The 24,445-nt window shown below is 48.7% G+C and carries 17 protein-coding genes; 14 read left to right on the top strand and 3 right to left on the bottom strand.

Going from position 1 to position 24,445, the window contains the following annotated elements; all coding sequences use genetic code 11:
• Positions 1-50 precede the first annotated feature (50 nt).
• Positions 51-737 (bottom strand): ComF family protein, encoded by a 687-nt coding sequence (locus Q4E40_RS11510; RefSeq protein WP_303412292.1) that lies wholly within the window; start codon positions 735-737, stop codon positions 51-53.
• A 95-nt stretch (positions 738-832) separates the two neighbouring features.
• Here Q4E40_RS11510 and Q4E40_RS11505 point away from each other — a divergent pair, with 95 nt between their 5' ends.
• The 12 genes from Q4E40_RS11505 to Q4E40_RS11450 all read left to right on the top strand — a co-directional run bounded on the left by Q4E40_RS11505 (position 833) and on the right by Q4E40_RS11450 (position 15,809).
• Positions 833-1,186, top strand: a complete 354-nt coding sequence (locus Q4E40_RS11505; RefSeq protein WP_220626146.1) for a carboxymuconolactone decarboxylase family protein — start codon at positions 833-835, stop codon at positions 1,184-1,186.
• A gap of 89 nt (positions 1,187-1,275) precedes the next feature.
• Positions 1,276-1,626: a hypothetical protein gene (locus Q4E40_RS11500; protein ID WP_303412289.1), complete on the top strand. Its 351-nt coding sequence runs from the start codon at positions 1,276-1,278 to the stop codon at positions 1,624-1,626.
• A gap of 100 nt (positions 1,627-1,726) precedes the next feature.
• Positions 1,727-2,488: an exodeoxyribonuclease III gene (locus Q4E40_RS11495; protein WP_303412288.1), complete on the top strand. Its 762-nt coding sequence runs from the start codon at positions 1,727-1,729 to the stop codon at positions 2,486-2,488.
• Between the two features lie 157 nt (positions 2,489-2,645).
• Entirely contained in the window at positions 2,646-5,954 is a 3,309-nt protein-coding gene (locus tag Q4E40_RS11490) for a DUF4175 family protein (protein WP_303412287.1), read from the top strand.
• 31 nt (positions 5,955-5,985) lie between these two features.
• Positions 5,986-6,411 carry an ATP-binding protein gene (locus Q4E40_RS11485; protein ID WP_101444487.1) on the top strand — a complete coding sequence of 142 codons (426 nt, stop codon included), beginning with the start codon at positions 5,986-5,988 and terminating at the stop codon, positions 6,409-6,411.
• Positions 6,395-6,823 (top strand): rRNA maturation RNase YbeY, encoded by a 429-nt coding sequence (ybeY, locus tag Q4E40_RS11480; protein WP_303412284.1) that lies wholly within the window; start codon positions 6,395-6,397, stop codon positions 6,821-6,823. The genes Q4E40_RS11485 and ybeY overlap by 17 nt, the downstream gene beginning before the upstream one ends.
• A gap of 67 nt (positions 6,824-6,890) precedes the next feature.
• On the top strand, positions 6,891-8,753 hold the full coding sequence (mnmG, locus tag Q4E40_RS11475; RefSeq protein WP_303412283.1) for a tRNA uridine-5-carboxymethylaminomethyl(34) synthesis enzyme MnmG: 1,863 nt from the start codon (positions 6,891-6,893) through the stop codon (positions 8,751-8,753).
• Entirely contained in the window at positions 8,754-9,641 is an 888-nt protein-coding gene (locus Q4E40_RS11470; protein WP_303412282.1) for a class I SAM-dependent methyltransferase, read from the top strand.
• A gap of 76 nt (positions 9,642-9,717) precedes the next feature.
• Positions 9,718-11,334 (top strand): Ig-like domain-containing protein, encoded by a 1,617-nt coding sequence (locus tag Q4E40_RS11465; protein WP_303412281.1) that lies wholly within the window; start codon positions 9,718-9,720, stop codon positions 11,332-11,334.
• A 1,368-nt stretch (positions 11,335-12,702) separates the two neighbouring features.
• Positions 12,703-14,781, top strand: coding sequence for a cation:proton antiporter (locus tag Q4E40_RS11460; RefSeq protein ID WP_303412279.1), 2,079 nt, complete (start codon positions 12,703-12,705; stop codon positions 14,779-14,781).
• The gene (locus tag Q4E40_RS11455; protein WP_303412277.1) at positions 14,753-15,259 is read left to right on the top strand and encodes a DUF4385 domain-containing protein; all 507 of its coding nucleotides are present in this window, start codon (positions 14,753-14,755) and stop codon (positions 15,257-15,259) included. Before Q4E40_RS11460 ends, Q4E40_RS11455 begins: the two co-directional genes overlap by 29 nt.
• Before the next feature lie 91 nt (positions 15,260-15,350).
• Positions 15,351-15,809 carry a hypothetical protein gene (locus Q4E40_RS11450; RefSeq protein WP_188500777.1) on the top strand — a complete coding sequence of 153 codons (459 nt, stop codon included), beginning with the start codon at positions 15,351-15,353 and terminating at the stop codon, positions 15,807-15,809.
• Positions 15,810-15,899: 90 nt separating this feature from the next.
• On the opposite strand, the gene Q4E40_RS11445 is transcribed toward Q4E40_RS11450, so the two are convergent.
• Positions 15,900-16,811, bottom strand: a complete 912-nt coding sequence (locus Q4E40_RS11445) for a hypothetical protein (RefSeq protein ID WP_303412273.1) — start codon at positions 16,809-16,811, stop codon at positions 15,900-15,902.
• 274 nt (positions 16,812-17,085) lie between these two features.
• Positions 17,086-18,222, bottom strand: a complete 1,137-nt coding sequence (locus Q4E40_RS11440; RefSeq protein WP_425475175.1) for a hypothetical protein — start codon at positions 18,220-18,222, stop codon at positions 17,086-17,088.
• A 226-nt stretch (positions 18,223-18,448) separates the two neighbouring features.
• Between Q4E40_RS11440 and Q4E40_RS11435 the strand changes: the two genes are divergently transcribed.
• Together Q4E40_RS11435 and ileS are read left to right on the top strand one after the other, a co-directional pair.
• The gene (locus Q4E40_RS11435; protein ID WP_303412270.1) at positions 18,449-19,951 is read left to right on the top strand and encodes a glycine--tRNA ligase; all 1,503 of its coding nucleotides are present in this window, start codon (positions 18,449-18,451) and stop codon (positions 19,949-19,951) included.
• Positions 19,952-20,995: 1,044 nt separating this feature from the next.
• Entirely contained in the window at positions 20,996-24,349 is a 3,354-nt protein-coding gene (gene ileS / locus Q4E40_RS11430) for an isoleucine--tRNA ligase (protein WP_303412268.1), read from the top strand.
• Positions 24,350-24,445 lie beyond the last annotated feature (96 nt).

Below are 24,445 nucleotides of genomic sequence, written 5' to 3'. Positions count from 1 at the left end.
TACTATATTTTAAAGAGCCCGGGGTTTACCCGGGCTTTTTGCATTTATACCTAGGCTGCGGCAATAGTAGTCACGCTGACTTCGCTGCATCCATGCTGCAACAGTGCGTGGGCGCAGGCTTCCAGTGTCGCACCGGTGGTCAGCACATCGTCCACTAGCAGGATGCGTTTTCCCTTTACCTCCTCTGCCTGCTTCACCAGGAATACCTGTTCCACATTCTGCCAGCGGTCTAAGCGGCTCTTCTTTGTCTGCGAGTCGGTGTCCACTGCGCGCTCCAGCACTTTACTGCTCCACGGAACCTGCAAAGCCTCTGCCAGCCCTTTGGCAAAGCCCTCAGACTGGTTATACCCACGGCGGCGCAGTTTCAGGCGGTGGAGCGGCACAGGCACAATCAGATCGAAGTGCGCGGCATAGCCATGGTCGTAGAGTAAGGCCCCATACCGCTTGCCCAGATGCTCACCAAGTTCCTGCGCGCCTTTGTATTTGAGTTTATGGAGCACACGCTGCACACGCCCTTTGGATCTGAAATGCAGGTAAGAAAACGCAAACCTAACAGGTACCTTTCCCCAGAACCGCTGCTGCAGGTAATTCAGCTCAGTTGCGCCGTGCACATGCAGGTCGGTGTAAGGGAGCTTCACATTGCACTCGGTACAGATATAGTGCTCGCCCCGGGCCAGTGGTTGGTCGCATGCGTGGCATATTTCAGGAAAAAGCAGGGACAGGAAATCCTGTAACATAGCGGGGCTGATGTGGTTAAGGTATTCTTGATAATTTCGATTAACTTTATCTCTTATACTTTTAATAGCATAAAACAGTCATAGCACACACAACAATGAGTCAGATAGAAGAATTCAACGAATATCGTACGCGCATGAACGAACGTATCATGTCGTACGACAACAAAGTAATCAAACGCTTTTTTAACCTCGACACCAATACCTACGCGGAGGGCGCCCTTGATGTAAAAACCAAGGAGATGCTTGGCTTAGTGGCCTCCATGGTGCTCCGCTGCGATGATTGCATCAAGTATCACCTGGGCAAATGCTTTGATGAGGGCGTTTCGGACGAGCAGGTGTTTGAGGTGTTCTCCATTGCCAACCTGGTGGGAGGTTCTATTGTGATCCCGCATTTCCGCCGTGCCGTCGAGTATTGGGAGGAACTTAAAGCCCAGCAAAGCGCTTCTTAAAATGTCTCAAATGCTGGGTTGTTCACCTGTTGCTCTTTACGATATGAGGTCAACGATTTAACAATTTAGCCATTTAACAATTAACTTATATGACCGACGAATCATCTAACCTGGAGCACAGATGGACCAATCTGCGGGCTTCTATGATGAAGACTTTCGGGAAGAAGCCTGACCTGAATGCGATCCTCTTTTTGATAGGTATACAGGAACTGGGCAGGGGTATCTCGAATTTTACAAAAGAAGAAAAGCAGGACCTGATGCACATCGCCACCTGCAAGGTATTTAGCCTGTCGGGTTTCTACGAATTAGAGCAGGTTGACGAAGAAGGGTGGCCGCATTATCGCTCTGTCAAGCCTATTCCTTTCACCAACCTGAAAGACCAGGAGCGAATGCTGAAGTGGCACATCCTGGAGTACTTTGATAGAGCCGACGATATTTAACTTCTCAAGCAAATTATTTAACCTGTGCTGGCAGCATGTCTCCTCTCCCAAAAGTTGAAGGGTAGCCATGCTGCCTGTGCATGGACGCGAAACTGTAAGTATGAAAATTATTACCTATAACGTAAACGGCATCCGTGCCGCTATTTCTAAAGGATTTCAGGATTGGGTGAAAGCTGCTAACCCGGATGTGCTTTGCCTGCAGGAAATCAAGGCCTGCGAAGTGAAGTTTGACCGGGCCATTTTCGAAGACCTGGGCTATAACGTATACCTGCACCCTGCTGTCAAGAAGGGGTATAGCGGGGTGGCCATCCTCAGCAAAGAGAAGCCAAAGCATGTAGAGATAGGTTGTGGCATAGCATGCTACGACAACGAAGGCCGTGTGATCCGCGCAGACTACGACGATTTCTCAGTGATGAGCGTATACATGCCTTCCGGCTCCAGTGGCGATGAGCGGCAGAGCTTTAAGATGCAGTGGCTCGACGATTTCAATGGGTATATCGGTGACCTGAAGCAGACCTTGCCAGGTATGGTGATCAGCGGCGATTACAATATCTGTCACCAGGCGATCGATATTCACAATCCAAAATCGAATGCCAAAAGTTCGGGCTTTTTACCTGAAGAGCGTAATTGGATGACCTCTTTTATCGAGAGTGGTTTTGTCGACAGTTTCCGCCATTTCAACAAGGAGCCGCACAACTACAGCTGGTGGAGCTACAGGGCTGGAGCCCGCTCCAAGAACCTGGGCTGGCGTATCGATTACAACATGGTGACAGGCAATTTGCAGGATCGTATGCAGCGGGCCGCCATTCTGCCAGAGGCCAAACATTCTGATCACTGCCCCGTGTTATTGGATATTATATAGTACAACGCGCTGTACGTATACTAAATTGACCTCGTCGTCAGTTTAATAATAGAGGCTTTAGGAGATTCTCTTAAATTTCTATAGTTTAACAACTTATACCTCTCAGGTTAATCATTAGCTGTAAGCATGAGTTTGCAATAATTAAAGAATCAGGCAGATGAATCAGCACGATGCGATGGACAGGCTGTTACACCAGCTGCAGGCCTTTAAGAAAAAGTTCTACCTCAACCTGTTGTTGCGGGGGAGCATTTTCGCCATCGGCTTGCCGATGTCCATCTACATTGTGTACAGTCTGCTGGAGTACATTTTTTATTTCCCGGTGTTTGTACGGGCCTTTTTGCTGTTCTCTTTTGTCGCCCTTACTGTTTACGCCCTTGTTCGCTGGATCATTCTGCCGCTCTCAGCCTTAACCAACCTCCGAAAGTTACTTTCAGACGAGCAGGCAGCTGCCAGGGTGGGGGACCACTATCCCGAAATAAAAGACAAGCTTCTGAATGCCATTCAGCTAAAGGACCTCGACCGGACCAACGAGCTCATTGCCGCAAGTATAGCCCAGCGCTCTTCCCAGCTTGTCAATTATCCTTTTGAGGAGGCCGTCACCTATCGCGAGAACAAACCGCTTCTCAAATACATAGCGCTTCCAGCCGTTATTATGCTCTTGATTGCCTTGCTATACCCTACCATTTTTGTGCAGGGCACGGAGCGCATCCTTAACTACAAGAAACACTATACCCCGCTGGCACCTTTCCAGTTTGTGGTGGAGAACGAATCGCTCCAGACCTTTAGAGGAGAGGACTTCGAACTGAAAGTGCAGCTGGAAGGCAAAACCATACCGAACGAGGTATACATTCACTACAACGGCAGACGTCAGCGGCTGCAGAAGAGCGGCAGTGGCTATACCTATACCTTTAAGCAGCTGCAACGCCCGGTCGAGTTCCAACTGGAAGGGTCCGGCTTCATGTCTGATGACTACAACCTGCAACTGCTTTCCCGCCCCAGCCTGAAGAATTTCCACATGGAAGTGACCTACCCCGCTTACCTGAAGCGCAAGCCTGAGCTGATCCATAACTCGGGGAATGCCACTGTACCTGCAGGCAGCACCATTACCTGGAATTTTGACGCCACTGAAACGGATCGTGTTGAAATCAATTTAGAAAACCCCTCTGAAACGCTTGTAGCCCAACCTAAGGCAAACTTATTCACAGCCAGCAAACAGTTTACCGAAAGCCAGAACTATGGCGTCGACCTGCGAAATGCGCATAGCAGCAACAAAGAAGAGATCAATTACCAGATTACCACTATACCTGACCGCCACCCGCAGATCACGTTGGAGCAGTACCACGACTCGGCGCTCTACCGCTTTGTGGTGCTTGCCGGTGAGATAGGAGACGACTATGGTCTGACCCAACTGGTGCTGCACTATAAAGTGACCAACGATAAGAACCCGCAGGCCAGGTATAAGAGCGTGCCGATCGGACTGAACCGACAGCAACTCAACCAAACTTATTACCACCAGTGGAACACAGCCGGTTTGCAACTCAACCCGGGCGACAAGCTGGAGTACTTTGTGCAGGTATGGGACAACGACGGATTGAAAGGGCCTAAGAGCGCACGGACGCGTTCCTTCGAACTGCGTGTACCAAGTAAAAAAGACCTGGAACAGGAACTAATCAGCAATGCGCAGTCGGTGGAGAGTCAGCTCAGCAAGTCCCTGGAGAGAAGTACCAAGCTAAAGGAGGAGCTCGCCCAGTCCGAGGAGAAGATGAAGACCAAGCGCGAATTGAACTGGCAGGACAAAAAGCAGCTGGAGGACCTGGCCGAGAAGCGCAAACAACTGGAGCAGGACATTTCCTCCATGAAAGAGCTATTTGATGAGCTCAATAAAAAACAGAATATGTTCTCGGAACAGGATAAGCAACTGGCCGAAAAAGCGCAGGAGCTGAAGAAACTGATGGACAGCCTGCTCGACGAAGAAACTAAAAAACTATACGAGGAGCTTGAAAAGCTATTGCAGGAGCAAAGTCCGAAAGACTCCGAACTACAGAAATTGCTGAGCAAACTCGATAACCGCGAGCGCAACATGGAGCGTGAACTCGAAAGGGCGCTGGAGTTATTTAAACAGCTTCAGTTTGAGCAAAAACTCGACAATATCACCAACAAGCTGGAGGAGATGGCAAAAGAGCAGGAAGAGTTGGCCGACAAAACCGCACAGAAGCAAGAAGAAAACAAACAACTACAGCAGGAGCAGGAAAGCCTAAAAGAGGAGTTTGAGCAGCTGAAGCAGGACATGAAGGATTTGAAGGAGCTCAACGACAAGCTTCAGAACCCGAACCAGATGGACGAGCAGCAAATGCAGCAGGAACAGCAGCAGATAGAGCAGGACATGGAGCAAGGACAGCAGCAGCTCGAAAAGAACCAGAATAAGAAAGCCAGCGAGTCGCAGCAGAAGGCAGGGGAGAAGATGAAGCAGATGGCCCAGCAAATGGAACAGATGCAGAACAGCATGAGCATGGAGGGCATGGAGCAGAACCTGGACAACCTCCGCGACATTCTGGAGAACCTAATCAAGCTTTCCTTTGACCAGGAAGGCCTAATGAAAGCCTTCCGTGGCGTGAACCAGACCGATCCGCGCTTTATTTCCCTTTCGCAGCAACAGCTCTCCCTCCGCGATAATGCCAAAGTAATTGAGGACGGTCTTTTTGCACTAGCCAAGAAGGTGTTTCAGCTGGAATCGTTCGTGACCCGCGAGGTGGCCCAGATGAACCAGAGCATGGACAACAGCATGAAGGAACTGCGCGACCGCAATGTTGGCCGGGCCACCGCACAGCAGCAACTAGCCATGACTTCCATGAACAACCTGGCGCTGATGCTGAACGATGCGCTGAAGCAGATGCAGCAGGCCATGCAGCAAATGCAGGGCAGTATGGCCAGCAAACAGAAGGGAAGTAAGCCACAGCCAGGTGATTTTGGACAGATGCAGGATGCTTTGAACAAAAAAATCGACGAATTGAAAAAAGGTGGCAAGTCAGGTAAGGCACTGTCTGAAGAATTAGCTAAATTAGCTGCGGAGCAAGAGGCTCTGCGAAACGCCCTGAAGGAAATGGAAAAGCAGGGGCAGAAACCCGGCGAAAAGGGCGGCAATGGTGAGTTAGGAAATATCACCAAGATGATGGAACAAAGCGAGACTGATCTCGTTAATAAACGTTTGACTGACCAGACCATCTTGCGGCAGCGCGAAATCCTTACTCGTTTGCTGGAAGCAGAGAAGTCTATGAAGGAGCGGGAGCTGGATAACAAACGAGAAGCCAAGAGCGCTCAGGATGTTGCCAGACGAGTTCCACCGTCATTTGAAAAGTATTTAAGAACGAAAGAAAAACAAACGGAATTACTGCAGACTGTACCACCGGCCTTAACGCCCTACTATAAGCAGAAGGTAAGCGAGTATTTCCAGCATATGAGTAACTAATACGCACCTTATAGCATCACTAACAAGTTATATGAATCAGGTTAAAATTCAGATTCCTTCCTTAATCGAGAACATCCGGGTTATAGAGAGCTTCATAGACAATTCAAAGGAAGAATTCGAGTTTGAAGACGACGTGTATGGCAACATCATGGTAGCCGTTACAGAGTCTGTGAACAATGCCATCCGCCATGGCAATAAATTCGATAAGGAAAAACTAGTATACCTTACACTTCAGGTAGAGAACAATCAGCTTCTTTTTGAGATTGAAGATGAAGGCCCCGGCTTTGATTATGATACCCTTCCGGATCCTACCGCTCCTGAAAACCTGGAAAACCCGGGAGGCCGCGGCATTTTCCTGATGCGCAATTTGTGTGACGAGGTAAACTTCCTCGACAACGGCAAAAAGGTACAACTCATATTTAACATCACTTCCTTACAGAATGGATCATCTAATTGAGTTCTTCAGCGAGGACATCGAATTCTCGCTGGATAACCCAGAAAAGATTTCCGACTGGATCGCAGACATTATAGAGCAGCACGGGCATGAACTGGTAGGTCTGACTTACATTTTCTGCTCTGACGACTACCTGCACCAGATCAACGTTGAGTATCTCGATCACGATACGCTCACAGACATCATCACCTTCGACAATGCCGACACAGAGGGCACTATCGAAGGTGATATTTTTATAAGCGTAGACCGGGTGCGCGATAATGCCGCTACGCATGGTACTTCTTTCCAGGACGAACTTCACCGCGTCCTCATCCATGGTGTCCTTCACTTGCTAGGTTTTAAAGATAAAACCCCTGAGCAGGAAGCAGCTATGCGCAAACTCGAAGATTCTTCCTTATCTTTGCGGAAATTTTAATCGCAAAAAAGGGAATTACCGGCCCTTTTTAGATGTTTCACGTGAAACATCTCTAAATCCAGAATACATGTTTCCAGAATACGATATCATAGTTGTAGGTGCAGGCCATGCGGGCTGTGAAGCCGCTGCCGCTGCCGCCAAAATGGGCTCAAAAGTTCTATTGGCAACCATGAACATGAACACCATTGCACAGATGTCTTGCAACCCGGCTATGGGCGGCGTGGCAAAAGGGCAGATTGTGCGCGAAGTAGACGCCCTGGGTGGTATGAGCGGTATCATTACCGACGAGACCATGATCCAGTTTCGCATGCTTAACAAATCGAAGGGCCCCGCCATGTGGAGTCCCCGAGCGCAGAGCGACCGCATGCGATTTGCTGAAGCCTGGCGTCTGACACTGGAGCAGACCGAGAACGTGGACTTCTGGCAGGAGATGGTGACAGGTATAGAAGTAGAGCAAGGAAGAGCCGTTGGCGTGCGCACCAGCCTGGGGATAACTATACGTGGAAAGGCCGTTGTATTAACGAATGGCACTTTTTTGAATGGTATTATCCACATCGGGGAGAAGCAAATGGGCGGTGGACGCTCAGCTGAGAAATCTGCAAAAGGCATAACAGAACAACTAATTCAGCTTGGCTTTGAGGCAGGCCGTATGAAGACTGGCACACCTCCAAGAGTGGATGGGCGTTCACTGGACTATACTCGTATGGAAGAGCAGTTCGGTGACGAGAATCCTTCGAAGTTCTCTTACAAGGAGACAACGCCATTGGCAAAGCAGCGCAGTTGTTTTATTACCTATACCAATTCTGACGTACACGAAATCCTGAAAACAGGCTTCGAAAAGTCACCGATGTTCCAGGGTCGAATCCAGGGATTGGGGCCACGCTACTGTCCATCCATCGAAGACAAGATCAATCGCTTCGCTGACCGTGACCGTCATCAGATCTTTGTGGAACCGGAAGGATGGAATACAGTAGAGGTATACGTGAATGGTTTCTCGAGCTCTCTGCCGGAAGATGTGCAGATGAAAGCACTTCGTAAGATCGTAGGCTTTGAGAACGCCAAGATGTTCCGCCCAGGCTATGCCATCGAGTATGATTTCTTCCCACCGACTCAGCTCAACCTGACACTGGAGACCAAGGTGGTGGAGAACCTTTACTTTGCCGGCCAGATAAACGGAACAACAGGGTATGAAGAAGCAGCTTGCCAGGGATTAATGGCAGGTATAAACGCACACAACAAGATAAACGAAAAAGCACCGTTTATACTTAAGCGATCAGAAGCTTACATCGGTGTGCTGATTGATGACCTTGTAAACAAAGGGACTGATGAACCATACCGCATGTTTACTTCCAGAGCAGAGCACCGCATCCTGCTACGTCAGGACAACGCTGATATCCGCCTGACAAAGCTCGGCTACGAACTGGGATTGGCAGATGAAAGCCGCATGGCAGCTGTGGATAAGAAGATAACTGAATCTGCTGATATCATCGCCTACTTGAATAACAAACCGATTGAGCCCGGAGATATCAACAGCAAACTAGAGGAATTGGGATCGGCTCCGATAGTTGAAAAGCAGCGAGCAGGACAACTGATCAAGCGGCCGAACATTGAAATAAAGCATATCGCTGAAGCTGTCCCAGCTGTTGCTGAATACCTGAGCAAGTTTAAAGCTGACAGTGTAGAGCAGGCTGAAATAGCGGTGAAGTACGAGAGCTACATTGTAAAGGAGCATACCATGGCCGCCAAGATGGGCGAGCTTGAGAATTATAACATCAAAGAGAAAATAGACTACCGCAACATACCTGCCTTGTCAGCAGAAGCACGCGAAAAGTTGCTGCGCGTACAGCCTGAAACAATCGGACAGGCATCGCGCATCAGTGGCGTGTCACCAGCTGACATATCGGTACTAATGGTATACCTTGGAAAATAAATGAGCTACGAAAGACTGGAGCAATGCCCAATATGTGGCAAAGAAGATTTTAAGAACTTTCTGGTAGTGACAGACAATGCGGTCTCTAAAGAGAGCTTTGTAATTGTGGAGTGTGAGAACTGCACCTTCAAGTTTACAAACCCGCGACCCAATGCTGGCAGTATGGATAAGTATTACGAATCTGAAGAATACATATCACACAGCAACATAAAGACGGGCATTATCAACAGGGCCTATCATGTGGTGCGCTCCATTACGACAAAGCAAAAGGTAGAGCTTATCAACAGACACACTCCGGCCAAAGGAAACATTCTGGACTATGGCTGCGGCACAGGCGTATTCCTGAATGCCTGTAAACAGGACGGCTGGGGTATAAGAGGAGTAGAGCCAAATGCCCGGGCACGCGATGAAGCCTCATCACTGACAGGGGAAATGATAGCGAAAGGAATCGAAGAGATCTCCGGTGAAAAGTTCGAGGTCATTACCATGTGGCACGTACTGGAGCACATTCACTTGCTAAATGAGACATTGGCAGGGCTCATCAACCTGCTACAGGATGACGGGACCTTGATCATAGCAGTTCCCAATGCAGATTCACATGACGCACAGCAATACAAAGCAGACTGGGCAGCCTACGATGTGCCACGGCACCTCTACCACTTCACGCAACCTACCATGAAGCGCCTGCTCAAAAAGCATAAGATGCAATTGGAGGAAGTGTTGCCGATGAAGTTTGATGCCTACTACGTGAGCATGTTAAGCGAGAAACAGAAAGAGGGGAAGACAAAAGTCATCAGCAGTGTGGTGAACGGGTTCAAGTCAAACAGCTATGCGGAGAAAAACGGCAATGATTATTCGAGCCTTATCTTTGTAGCAAAACGAAAATAGGCACCACAAACGATTGTTAATAAATAAGAACAAGGCAAGCGAAAGTTTGCCTGTTTTTCATTTAAACGAATAGTAGATGAAACTTGTCAACAGTATTTTCCTCGCCGCTTCTCTGTTAACGCTGGCATCCTGTGCAAGCATAAATAACCCCGAAGGAGGTCCAAAAGACGAAGACGCACCCGAATTGCTTAACAGCAATCCGAAGTCCCGGGAGTTAAGTGTCAGCACCCGCACAATCACTTTGGACTTCAGTGAAGAGGTGCAGCCAAACAATTTACAGAAGGAATTGCTCATCACGCCTTTTACTGAAAACAAGTACCAGGTGAGGTTAAACAAGACCAGATTAGAACTGGTTTTTGAAGAGCCGTTTGAGGAGAACACCACCTACACCTTCAATTTCAGAAAAGGTATACAGGATATCACAGAGAAGAATACAGCGGAAGGATTAGGGCTCACGTTCAGTACAGGCAACTTCATTGACTCAAGTAGGGTAAGTGGGCAGGTGATCAAACTGCTGACACAAGAACCGGAGAAAGAAGCCGTGGTTGCCTTATACCCCACGAACGATACCCTCAGCATTCGGAAAAGCAGGCCTTACTACCAGACGCAGACAGATGCGAACGGGGAATTTGCATTTGAAAACATAAAGGATGGCGAGTACAGGATTTACGCGCTGACGGATAAGAACAACAACTCGCTCTATGATAACGAAGAAGAGTGGATAGCCTATAAGGCAGAACCAATAAGCGTAACTAACAAGGAGCAGGATGTGGTATTGCAAACTGTAAGAATTGACACCAAACGTCCCCTGCTGCAACGACGTGAAAAGTATACCGATCGCTTTGTAGCCAATTACAATGAAGGGTTGGAAGCCTTCATTGCAACTCCCGTCAACTCGCCAAAGGATACTCTGGTTCATAAAATATCAACAGATGGAAAGATCGTGGATGTATTTGGGAGCAACCGTTTCCCAGGGGGCAGGGCCATATTAACCGCACTGGACTCCGCTGCGAACCGCACCGTTGATACGGTTCAAATAGCTTTTGAAGGAAAGAGAGCACAACGCGTAAGCGGAGCAAGGCTGAAAGCAAGTGGCAATGGTACTGACAATAGCAACACGATAAATGAGGGCCAGCTAGTAACGATTGAATTGGAAACGCCGGTAAGCATTAAAACGAAAGAGCCCATTCGCCTGCTGGCTGACAGCACGGAAGTGGCCAGGCTAACATATCCGGATCAGGTGAAATTAGACCGCTCAGCAACAGAGATTAGTTTCACAATGCCGCGATGGAAGAATACAATACGAGAGGCCACAATCATTTTAGACAGCGCAGGTATTGTGCCGGTACAAGGAGAACAGTTCAGTAAGCCTGCTATACAGGTGACGGTAGCAGAAGCACGCGGAGCCGGTAGTTTGAGGGGAGCTGTGAAAACAGAACAGAAGTACTACATTGTGCAGTTAGTAGACAACCAGTACAGAGTGAAGAACCAGGTGCGTAATGCCAAAACGTACAACTTCAGGAACATTGAGCCGGGCACTTATTTTATCCGGGTGATACTGGACGCCAATAACAATGGCAAGTGGGATGCAGGAGACCCCGAACTAGTCAGAGAGCCGGAACAGGTATACCTCCATGACAAACCATTAGAGATAAGGGCAAACTGGGACATGGAAGAGAATGTATCATTTTAAAAGAAAAAGGAAGCTGCAACAGCTTCCTTTTTTTATCTCTATGTCAAATTGTAGATATTAACTTCAAGTGGATAAAAGCTGTAGAAAAGAGCTACAAGTAATACATGGCGTATAAAGATGTTGTATTGTCAACAGTAGGACGTAACCTAAGAACATATATTATGGACTTAGACACACATCAGAAGTACAGGAAGTAATAGCGCTCAAAATCTCCAATCGTTAGCACGCAAACGCAAAGAACAGGTAGTAAAGGATCTTTGATCCAATAGAAGAAGGATAGGCTCCACATCAGGTGCAACAAGATCAAACACTATTGGGGAGTCTTAAAATACCTCAGGTAGGAAAACCTGCAGGCGTATAAAATAAGATGCAGATCATTGAAGTAGACACAACGCAAACTCATTGAACACCTATCAATTTCCCTTCCAATTAAAAACTCACAAATTAGCTTTCCAGGAAAGAGCCTCAAACAAACATATTAGAGAGTGAAGTTGACTCTAATACATACTCGCCCTTACTGATACTATCCCTAGCCAACCATCCCTACAAGAGCAATTAAAACGGACTTAATTCACAAGGCGGAAAATTACAAGTTGGGATAGCCCTTAACTCAAAGTATAAAAATACGGGAAGCAAAACCACGAGAGCAACCAGTTGGATGCGGGTCGGTGCATGGTAGCGAATCAACCAATACGTGAAAAACTATTATTGGAAAGTCAACCCCGGCTTGCAAATAAAGTCTTCGGAATGCCGTAAGAGGTAAAACCTAAACATCGGATCAGAAGAAAAACCAGCGATTTCCTGGAATCAAAAAAGGTGGTTAGTAATCCACAAAAAAGGTGGGTATATCTGTGGACAAGTGTGGAGTAAATCTAATAACTCAACACGCATATGTTCCACAGGTAAGACAAGAGGGCTGTGGAACACCTAAAAAGTGGAAAGCGGTTGACAAAGGTATACCCAGAAAAGGCTTTTCCACGGTAGCCCCGGTATGTGAAAAAAGTAATGCACACAAAATGGGCAAAAGTGGATAAGAGAGGTAAGTAACTGAAAGCTAAAAAATAACAAAAAGATAATGTGTGGGAAGTCAGGTGCACAGACAAGGTATAGCAAATGAAAATGAGGACAAGTCAGGATGTTCCACACTTGTCAACTTATGAACAGCCTTAATAATGAAAGAAGATTTATTTAAAGATTTATCTAATTAAAATTAATAAGGTCAGGTAAGATGTGGAAAGCTGGATAAGTCGGCTCAAAAAGGGAAAAGAAGAGCGGCCGGAATGCACGGGAAGAAGAAGCACGAAAAAAAAGCAAAAAAATAAAAGCCCTATATTTATACGGAGAAAAAGAGAACGCTAAAATAAAACTATGACATTACTATTAAAACTAGTACCCCCCTTCGAAGACCCAGTGCTGATTTTCACGCTGGTGCTACTGATTATCCTGATTGCCCCCATTATACTCAACAAGCTGAAAATACCGGGTATAGTGGGTCTAATACTGGCGGGCGTAATAGTAGGGCCAAACGGGTTTAACCTGTTGCTGCGCGACTCCAGTATCATCTTGTTTGGTACGGTTGGCTTGCTTTATATCATGTTCCTGGCCGGACTGGAAATCGACATGATAGATTTCAAAAAGAACCGAAACAAAAGTCTGGTCTTTGGAGCATTCACTTTCCTGATACCGATCACGGTCGGTACAATCATCTTCTATTACGTCATGGAGTATGAGCTGATCTCTGCCATACTTCTCTCCAGTATGTTTTCCTCGCATACCCTGATTTCCTACCCCATTGTCAGTCGATTAGGTTTAACTAAAAACGAAGCAGTGACCGTGACCATCGGCGGGACAATTGTGACCGATACAGCTGTACTCCTTGTACTGGCAGTAGTAGCGGGAGGGGCAGCAGGAAACCTGGATGCCTGGTACTGGATAAAACTGGCCATATCGCTGACTATATTCGGGGGCATCGTTTTGTTTGTGTTCCCACGCATCGCCAGCTGGTTTTTCAAGCAGATAGAGAGCGAAAAAGGGGCACAGTACATTTTCGTGCTCACCATGGTGTTTGCGGCAGCCTTCCTGGCAGAGTTGGCCGGAGTTGAAGCCATTATCGGAGCCTTCCTGGCAGGTCTGGCGCTTAATACCCTGATACCGCATAGCTCAGCGTTGATGAACCGCATCGAGTTTGTGGGCAACAACATCTTCATCCCATTCTTCCTGATTAACGTGGGCATGATTGTGGATCTGAGCGTTCTTTTCCGCGGACCAGAGGCCCTGATCATCGCAGGCATCATTGTGGTTGTAGCACTCAGTACAAAGTACCTGGCGGCTTGGGCCACGCAGAAGGTATACGGCTACAGCGCCACGCAACGCAACCTAATATTTGGTTTGAGCAGCGCGCACGCAGCCGCGACACTGGCCGTAATATTGGTGGGTTTCAACCTCGGCATCATAAACGAAGAAGCCCTGAATGGAACCATCGTACTGATACTGGTTAGCTGCCTGGTCAGCTCTTTTGTGACAGAGAAGGTGGCAAAAAAACAGGCCATCATCGAGAGCCGACGCAAGCCGGACCTAAGCGAAAAACCAGACCGCATCCTAGTACCAATTGCCAATCCGAAAAATATCGAAAACCTGATCGACCTGGCTGTGATGTTGCGCAACCCGGATTATCAGGAGCCCATCTACCCGCTGGCCGTCGTGCTGGACAATGAGCAAGCCGAGGAAGAGATTTTCAAAAAGAACAAGATGCTGCAGGAAGCCATCACCTACGCATCGGCTACGGACAATGATGTGCAGCTGGTTGCCAAGATCGACATCAACATAGCCAGCGGCATACTCCGTGCTATGAAAGAGTTGATGATTACGGAGGTGGTGCTGGGCTGGAATGCAAAGATCACGACCCGCGACCGCATCTTCGGGACGGTGCTCGACAACCTGTTGGAAAACACCGAGCAGATGATACTGGTTTGCAAGATCATGCAGCCGCTGAATACCACCAGTCGATTGGTGGTGATCGTGCCGGCATACGCCGAACTGGAGCGGGGCTTTTTGCGCTGGATGCGATCTGTGAGCATACTGGCAACACAGCTGGGGGCCAAGGTCGTGTTTATGGCAGGTCACAGAACCATAAACAATCTCAAGTTAACGGTGAAGAGCAGCAAGCCGGCCATAGACGCTACTTATGTGCCAAGGCCGTCCATGCCCGAGTTTGAGAGCAACCAGACAGGTATAGGCAAAGACGATATGGTGGTTGTGATTTCGGCGCGCAAAGGCACGGTGTCTTACAACGGCGTACTCGATAATGTGCCCCGCGTACTTTCACGCAACTACAAAGACAATAGCTTTATCATCATATACCCGGAGCAGCACCCGAACCTATACCAGGACAATCAGTTCAAAACAACGGGCTATACCAATGAACCAAGAGAGATCGAAGGCTTTTAAGTACGAACTGGATTTCAAAAAAACGGACTTCAGGAAAAATCCGGAGCTATACCGTATAGGAAAAGGAGAACAGGGCGTTTTGCTGGTAGAGCCCTATAAGTCGGAAATATTACCGCACTGGCGCTTTAAGACGCCCGAGGTGGCACGGGAGTCTTCGGAGTATATCTACGGCCTGTTCCTGGATTACCTCCGTCAGAACGACTTTGTGGGCGCCGATATGGCCCGTAAGTTTTTGCAGATGGGCTACACCCGCTCGCGCCGCTACGCCAACCACCGCACGGGCCAAAAGTATAAAGGACCCGTTCCGGATGATAAGAAAGGGCAGAGCGGAGCACACGGGAGAGACCAATTGCCGCTTGACCCAGACCCTGTAAAAGCTGAATCGGCTCGTATTTTCAAGGCCAAGTGGGATGAGGCCAAAGAAAATGAAGCGTATAAAAAGCTGATGGCAGACTTCAGGGCGACATACGAGGCGTAAAAAAATTGAAGGAGATGAAATCATTTAACCTTTTAATTCCGAAATTAGTAAATCACATATCTTTGCATACAAGATAAAATTAGAGAGCAACATGGTTAACAAAGAAATCAGGTTAGGCAAAGGGCTTGGTAAGATCAAGTTTGGCCTTACAATGGAAGAAGTAGAAGCGCTATTGGGCGAACCTGAAGAGATAGAAGAGTCCGACGAAGAGGATGAGTTTGAGCATCAGGCCTGGAACTATTGGGAAGAGGGCTACTCGCTGTACTTCGACAAGGAAGATGATTACAAACTCAGCTGCATCGAAACGGCCAACCGCGAGGTGAAGCTGTGGGAAGAACGCATTTTCGAGATGAGCCAGGAACAGCTGAAAAGGCTGTTTGCTGACCACGGGTATGAGGATCTGGAAGAAGAGGAAATGGAAACAGGTGAGACGCGCATTTCTTATGAGAAAGAGATGATCGACCTGTATTTCGACGAGGACCAGCTGATTGCCGTGAACTTCGGCGTGTTCATCAACGACAATCTGGAGGTTGTTTGGCCAGAGAAATAAGAAAACGTCATAAATAAAAAGAGAAAGCCCCGGTAACTACATAGTTACCGGGGCTTTTGTTTTGGCTAAAAAACCAGGATAAAGTTTCTTCTACAAGCCTGGTCCACATGCATACTCAAAAACATCCGGGCTTTGCAATATCTGGCTCGAAGTAGTGGCATAAGGATAGCCGTTTTCATTGTACAGCAACGAATATTGAGAAGATGAATAACCAGAAGGCGACCCGTCTGCAAATTCCAGCAGGTATTCATACTTTCTGTAGTTAGCTGGAGAAAAGGCCAGGTTATAATTGGTAACAGGATCTAAGCCTGCATTCACAAAATCCGGAAGGAGCAGGCCATAGTAGGGATTTTTCATGTTATCATAATCACCAAAAGAGCTGGTGGCGGTGGAAAGACGCTTTTTGCTTCCGGAATCGTAAACATAATACTCGGTCATGATCCGGACGATATTGTGGTTTGCGTCCAAGGTATAGGTACTTTCCTCTAACAGCACATGATCATAAGCATCCCATTTTTCTACCTTAGAAAGAAGCTGTGAACTATTATAGAAGTACTTGTAAATATAAAAGTCTACAAGTGCTCCACCGCGTGGCAGGTAGAGTCGTAATTCATATAACTGGTTATTGCTGTTATACCTATAATCCCAAATCCTGGTGTTTACGAATTCATGGCCAAATTTCCGAATCTCATAAATTTTGGATGGCAGTTTAGAAACACCTTCATAAACAAGGCTGTCTTTGAAGATGTCCTTTCCCGGGTAGGGGTGAAAATCAAGATAGCCTTTTATAACACGACCTGCCTTATCATACTCCAGCCTCCACCTGTCTTCCGTACTGATAAGGGGCGCCGTAGTTCTAGCTCTTTTCAGTACGAAGCTGGTTAATCTGCATTCCTTGGGCACATCCTCCTGATCGTCTTTGCAAGCCAGTGTGAAAAGAGCCAGTATAAAGAACAGGGAGAGCTTTTTCAGAAACCTGGGCCCATTAACGGTAAAAGACATAGTAAGGCGAGTTTTCATGTTTACTAAACAGGGAGTATTATATTTTTCCTGAAGCAAATTCAGGTGCTTTTGCAGCTTATTACACTGGCAAATCGGGCTGCAGGAGTAGGTGGGATAATAAAAAAATAAAGGGCTGAAGTATTCAAGCAACTTATACTTCAGATTGGTTCAAGATATGGGAAATATCTAAAAACAAAAAGCACCGGAAACTTACCTGTTCCCGGTGCTTTTTGTTTTATCCTGATCTCAGGATGCACAAAGTATGAACCTTCCCTTATTCGAAGAAGAAGCCCTTGAGCTCTTCCTGCATAACCGGGTTAATGGCGATGGCCAGAATCAGGGAGATGATCAAACCGATGGTAACGGAAAGAACGTCTTTGCCAATTAGTTTAAAGGTTTTGGCAAACTTGTCCGGGCTGTCATGGGCACGCAGGCGCATACCCAGCTCACGACCGGCGAGCAAGCCTACAAACACCCAGGTCGTGCTCATCGGCACGTTGTTCACCTCTTTGAAATAGTAAAGTATAAGGGAGTACACCAGGTCGATGATGGTGGCGCTGCGCACATCGCGTACGTCCGACTTCTCGTTGATAACGTTCTGTATCCTGTCTCCTTTTTTGAAGAACAAAAAGCCCAGGCCCAGGAAAATAAACAGGGTAAATACCAGGAATTCGTACACGTTCAACTGACGCGGCAGGTATACGGCGATATTGGCCAGGTCCTGCGCCAACCAGGTATACCATAGGAAACCACTGATGATCCACTGAGCCCAAACCCAGAACGCATGTGCCTCACCTTTGATAAAGCGCTTGATCACCTTGGAAAGGGTGATGTAAATGAGGAAGGCAGATATGAAAGCCAGGAAGTAGCCCGATACGCTTTTGCTGAGCATGCTGACGATGGTGCCAGACGTAGCCGAAAACACACTAAGCAGCATGAATGTGGTGGAAACCGGAATACGGAACCTTGTCAGCAGCAGCAGAATAATAGGGGAGGCCAGCTGCAGGTATACAAAACTGGTCGGTGCCACCTCCAGACCAGGCGTGGCCAGACGCTCATAAGACACGTCACCGTCGAATGCCACCCAGCTGTAGGTAACCGTTGCCACAAAAATAAGGCCCATAAAGAGCCACTGCCAATACCATTTCTTGTCCTCGTTGGAGCCGATAAACGTACCGATGGTCTGGATACTGTCGTTTGCAATGGCCGAGTAGCCCGCAAAAGCGAAACCCACCCACATGGCGATGGAAGGATATGGATAGACAACACCCGCCATGATCAGGGAGAATGCAATAAAGTAAAGGAACTTCTTTTCCTTCTGTACAACTACGTCCAGCAGACCAAACCTCTTGGTGAACTTGTGAGGTTGAGCACTAACTCCGAGTTTTTTGGCTTTCTTAGTCTTGGCCATCATTAAAAATTGGGTGAGATTTAAAAAACGACGCAAGTTATCACATAATAGGCGAGAGGTAGTGCCGCCAATGTTAAGAAATTGTTAACAGCCGAGAGATTATAGCTGCTATACCTTTGATTATACAAGCCAATAAGGGAAAATTAAAATATGGAATGGCGGCCCTACCCGAAAATCTATAATGAGCGTTTGGCATAATCACACCTTAATCTTCTATCTTTGCAGCATGGCGACACAAGAGAAAACCCCTGTAGAAAACGCACAGTTAAAAGACATTATCTCGCACGCAAAGGAGTACGGCTTCGTGTTCCCGTCGAGCGAGATCTATGATGGCCTGCAAGCCGTGTACGACTACGGCCAGATGGGCGTAGAGCTCAAGAACAACCTCAAGAACCTGTGGTGGAAGTCCATGACGCAGCTGCACCAGAACGTGGTAGGTATAGACGCCTCCATTTTCATGCACCCGCTCACCTGGAAAGCCTCCGGTCACATCGACAGCTTCAACGACCCGATGATCGACAACAAGGACTCGAAGAAGCGCTACCGTGCCGACGTACTGATCGAAGAGAAGGCCGCCCAGTACGAGGCCGATGGCCACTACGACAAAGCCAGCGAGCTACTCGTGGAGATGGGCCGTTTGCTCGGAGCCGAGGAACTGGACGCGGTACGCGAGTTGATCATTCGTGAAAACATCAAATGCCCGATTTCCGGCACCACCAACTGGACCGAAGTGCGTCAGTTCAACCTGATGTTCTCCACCCAGGTGGGTTCGGTGGCCGAAGACTCCAGCACCATTTACCTGCGCCCCGAAACGGCCCAGGGTATATTCGTGAACTTCCTGAATGTGCAGAAGACCGGCCGCATGAAAGTGCCGTTTGGTATCGCGCAGATCGGGAAGGCCTTCCGAAATGAGATTGTAGCGCGTCAGTTCATCTTCCGCATGCGTGAGTTTGAGCAGATGGAAATGCAATTCTTCGTGCGCCCTGGCACCGAGATGGAATGGTACAACACCTGGAAAGAGAACCGCAAGAAGTGGCACGAAGCCATCGGTATACCTGCCGAGAGCCTGCGTTACCACGACCACGAGAAGCTGGCCCATTACGCAAACGCCGCCGTGGACATCGAGTTCAAATTCCCGTTCGGCTTCAAAGAGGTGGAAGGCATTCACTCCCGCACTGACTTTGACCTAACACAACACCAGGAGCTGAGCCGCAAGAAACTGCAGTACTTCGACAACGACCTGAAAGAAGACGGCAAGCCGTACGGCAACTATATTCCTTACGTGGTGGAGACATCCGTTGGAGCGGACCGCCTGTTCCTGATGACGCTCTGCAGCGCCTATACCGAGGAGGAGATCACCGAAGGCGACCAGACCAAAACGCGTACCTTCCTGAAACTTCACCCGGCACTGGCTCCGGTGAAAGCCGCTATCCTGCCGCTTACCAAGAAGGACGGGCTGCCAGAGAAAGCAACCGAGATTTTCAACGCGCTGCGCTACGATTTCAACACGATTTACGAAGAGCGTGACTCCATCGGCAAACGCTATACCCGTCAGGACTTGATCGGTACACCGTTCTGCATCGCGGTGGACCACCAGACATTGGAAGATAACACGGTAACCGTGCGCGACCGCGACTCACGTGAGCAGGTGCGCATGCCGATCAGCGAGCTGCACAGCTACATCGACAAAGCCGCTAACTTCAAGAGCATCTTCGAAAAGCTGGCCTAAGGTATAGGTATAGCCTGGATTAAGAACAGCCCGCGGCATTAGTCGTGGGCTGTTTCGTTTTTAGCCCACCGTTGTAAGCCTGATAACAGGTATAGGCTGCTTTTCTAAAGTATCTGATAGGCTTAACTATACCATACGGGTAGCTAAAAATGTCTTAATACTGATGAAAGTGTTGTTGTTATGTTAAGTTGACTGCTTGTTAGTGTGGAAAAATCAACGTAGGTGGAAGTGTGTTGAATGGATATGGTCCTGATTAAAAGCGATTTACGATCAATCTGATACGAGATAATCAACAACTATACCTGTAATCATCAATTTGTCGCAGCAGGAAATTAAGGCTGGTCTATACCTTGGTTGTGATCAGCTAAACCGGCAGGTATAAAAAAGTACTTGATATTACTACTGTATGCCGGAGCACTTTTGAGCTTGGTTTCCGCACAGGCTAAATAAGCTTTTTGCAACAGAAAGGTATAAGGCCGGCCGTGTAAAACTGTTTTATAAAGTGCCCATAGGCCGCATACGCCCATTCTGCCAGTCATTATTCCACAGCTTTTGTTGGGTTGTGGCGCTAATTGCAGGCTTGATTTGTTAGGTATAAGTAGAACAGAGTTTGCAGAAAAGTCCTGTAAGCTTCCACGTGGAAAGCAGCAAAAAATTAAAAATACTTACCTTTGTACTACAGTTGGAATATTTGGGGTAAAAAGGCACTTTATCAGCGCCGAAAAAAGGCAGTTAGTGGTTTTGGATCATATGAGTTCTTATGTAAGGTCCGCAAACCCCACCGAGAAAAAGTGGTTCCTCATCCCCTTGTCAGCGTCGTGTGATCTGAACAGGGAGAAGTGATCAAACAGACGTTCAGGCAAGGGTGAGGTGGGTCAATACGGATTGCATTGTGCCCAAACCTGATTATCTTGCCAAATGGCCGCGTTGGCTTTGAGAACAGCAAGGACTGAGGTACCCAATATCCTGCATAAAACAGAATGCCCAGCTAAAACAGCTGATTTGAATTTTGACGAAGAATTACCTGAAGAATAAGTGCTGAACATGGCAAAATATAACGAATACAAAAATCTTAACTACGCGCAAGTAGGCGAGGAGGTGCTGGCATTCTGGAAGGAACACAACATCTTCCAGAAGTCGGTGTCGACAAGGGAGGGGCACAAGCCTTTCGTGTTTTATGAAGGACCGCCGTCAGCGAACGGCACGCCGGGCATCCACCACGTGATGGCTCGTGCCGTGAAAGACATTTTCTGCCGCTACAAGACCCTGAAGGGATTCCAGGTGAACCGCAAAGGCGGCTGGGACACACACGGCCTGCCCGTAGAGCTGCAGGTAGAGAAAGAGCTGGGTATCACCAAAGAGGATATCGGCAAAAAGATAACCGTAGAGGAATACAACCAGCGCTGCCGCGAAACGGTAATGCGTTTCAAGAGCCAATGGGACGACCTGACCGAGCAAATGGGCTATTGGGTGGACCTGGATAACCCCTACATCACGTTCGAGAACGAGTACATCGAGTCGGTATGGGCACTGCTGAAGCGCCTGTATGACAAAGGTCTTTTATACAAAGGCTATACCATCCAGCCTTACTCACCAGGCGCCGGCACCGGTCTGAGCTCGCACGAACTCAACCAGCCGGGCTGCTACAAGATGGTGAAAGATACCACGATCGTGGCGCAGTTTGAGGTGAAGAAGATCACCCGCAACATGTTCCTGTTTGAGTACGAAGAGGAGAAGGTATTTTTCCTGGCCTGGACGACCACACCCTGGACGCTCCCAGCCAACACCGCGCTGGCGGTAGGCAAAGGCATCAAGTACGTGAAGGTGCGGACCTACAACCCCTATACCTTCGAGCCGATCTCGGTGATACTGGCCAAGGATCTGGTGAGCCGTTACTTCAATCCGAAAGCTGCTGACCTGGCCCTGACGGATTATAATGCTGGCGACAAGCTCATCCCGTTCAAGATAGTAGAAGAGTTCACAGGCGCCGACCTGGCAGGAGTGGAATTTCACCAGCTGATGCCGTACGTGCAGCCCGATAAGCCGGCTTTCCGCGTGGTGGTAGGTGATTTCGTGACGACAGAAGACGGTACCGGCATCGTGCATATCTCCCCAACCTTTGGTGCGGATGACTTCCGGGTAGCTGCCCAGAACGACATCCCGGCGCTGCTGGTAATGGACGAGAATGGCAAGCCTGCACCTATCGTGGACAAGCAAGGCCGTTTTGTAAAGGAGATCACCGACTTTGCCGGCATGTACGTGAAGAATTACGACGGGCAGGACGAGTCTGCTGCGGATTACAAACCGACCGACGTACTGATCGCCATCAAACTCAAAGAAGAAGGCAAAGCCTTTAAAGTAGAGAAATACGAGCACACCTACCCGCATTGCTGGAGAACGGACAAGCCGGTGCTGTATTATCCGCTCGACAGTTGGTTCATCAAAACTACGGCTGTGAAGGACAGGATGATCGAGCTCAACAAGACCATCAACTGGAAACCGGAATCGACGGGTACAGGCCGCTTTGGTAACTGGCTCGAAAACCTGGTGGACTGGAACCTGTCGCGCTCCCGCTACTGGGGCACACCGCTGCCGATCTGGCGAACGGAAGACGGCGAAGAAGAAATCTGCATTGGTTCTATCCAGCAGCTGAGCGAGGAGATAGACAGAGCGGTGGAAAAAGGCTATATGGACGCCTCCGTGGAGATCAACGACCTGCACCGCCCGTATGTGGACAACATCGTGCTGGTAAGCCCGTCCGGAAAGCCAATGTACAGAGAGACAGACCTGATCGACGTTTGGTTTGATTCGGGCGCCATGCCTTATGCACAGTGGCATTACCCGATCGAGAACAAAGATATCTTCGAACAGAACTTCCCGGCCGATTACATTGCCGAAGGCGTGGACCAGACGCGTGGTTGGTTCTTTACGCTGCACGCCCTGGCTGTTATGCTGGAGGACAGCGTAGCCTATAAGAACGTGATCGCCAATGGCCTGGTGCTGGATAAGAACGGCAACAAGATGAGCAAGCGCCTCGGCAACGCCATCGACCCGTTCGAGATGATTGGCAAGTATGGCCCGGATGCCGTGCGCTGGTACATGATCGCCAACGCGCCACCATGGGATAACCTGAAGTTCAACCCGGAGGGAGTAGTAGAGACCCAGCGCCGTTTCTTTGGAACGCTGCAGAACACCTATTCCTTCTTCGCGCTCTACGCCAACCTCGACAACTTTACCTTTGCCGAGGAAGACGTGCCGCTGAAACGCAGAACCGAAAGCGACCGCTGGATCATCTCGAAGCTGAACACGCTGGTTGTGGATGTGGATGCCTACTTGAATGACTACGACCCGACCCGTGCGGCCCGTGCCATCCAGGATTTTGTGGTGGACGACCTGAGCAACTGGTATGTGCGCCTGAACCGCAAACGTTTCTGGAAAGGCGAGTACAATGAAGACAAGATCGCTGCTTACCAGACGCTCTATACCTGCCTGGAGACAATCGCCAAACTGATTTCTCCGATCGCGCCGTTCTATGCCGAGCAGCTGTACCGCGACCTGAACCATGTGAGTAGAAAGCACAAGGAAGAATCGGTGCACCTGGCCTATTACCCGGAGGTGGAGCACACGGCCATCGACAAAGACCTGGAAGAGCGCATGGCGCTAGCCCAGACCATCTCGTCGCTGGTGCACTCGCTGCGTAAGAAGCACTTCATCAAGGTACGCCAACCTTTGCAGCGTATCCTGATCCCGGTACTCAACGAACATACCCGTCACCAGATCCAGGCGGTGGAAGACCTGATCATGAGCGAGGTGAACATCAAGCACGTGGAGTACATCGACGATACGTCGGGTATTCTGGTGAAGAAGATCAAGCCGAACTTTAAGAAGCTGGGTCAGGTGTTTGGTCCGAAGATGAAGCTGGTGGCTGCTGCCGTGCAGCAGATGAACCAGGACGACATCGCCCACCTGGAGCGTGAAGGCGGCATCGAGCTGCAGATCAATGACGAGGAATCGGCTGTGCTGACGCCGGACGACGTGGAGATCTCTTCGGAGGACATCCCGGGCTGGTTGGTAGCCAGTGAAGGCAAGCTGACTGTGGCGCTCGACGTGACCATCACCGAAGAGTTGAAACAGGAAGGCATTGCCCGCGAACTGGTGAACCGTATCCAGAACCTGCGCAAGGACAGCAACCTGGAGGTGCAGGACAAGATTCACATCGTGCTGCAGGCATCAGTAGAAGAGGTAAACGCTGCTGTGGAAAACTTCCGCGACTACATACAGGCCGAGACGCAGGCGCTGAGCCTGGAACTGACTGACCATGTGGTAGATGGCACGCTCCTGGAAGTGGATGATTACCAGGTGAACATCCGTATTCGCACCGAAGCGGTAGTAGCTTAAAGAACAATAGGCCCCGGCTGCATGAAACGGCCGGGGCTATACCTTATACCTTTATCCTGCGGCGGTTCACCGAAGTCCCTGCAGCCTAATTGACGA

The sequence above is a fragment of the Pontibacter coccineus genome, from assembly GCF_030546575.1.
Taxonomy (GTDB): Bacteria; Bacteroidota; Bacteroidia; order Cytophagales; family Hymenobacteraceae; genus Pontibacter; species Pontibacter coccineus.
This window is presented reverse-complemented; position numbering and strand designations above follow the sequence as displayed.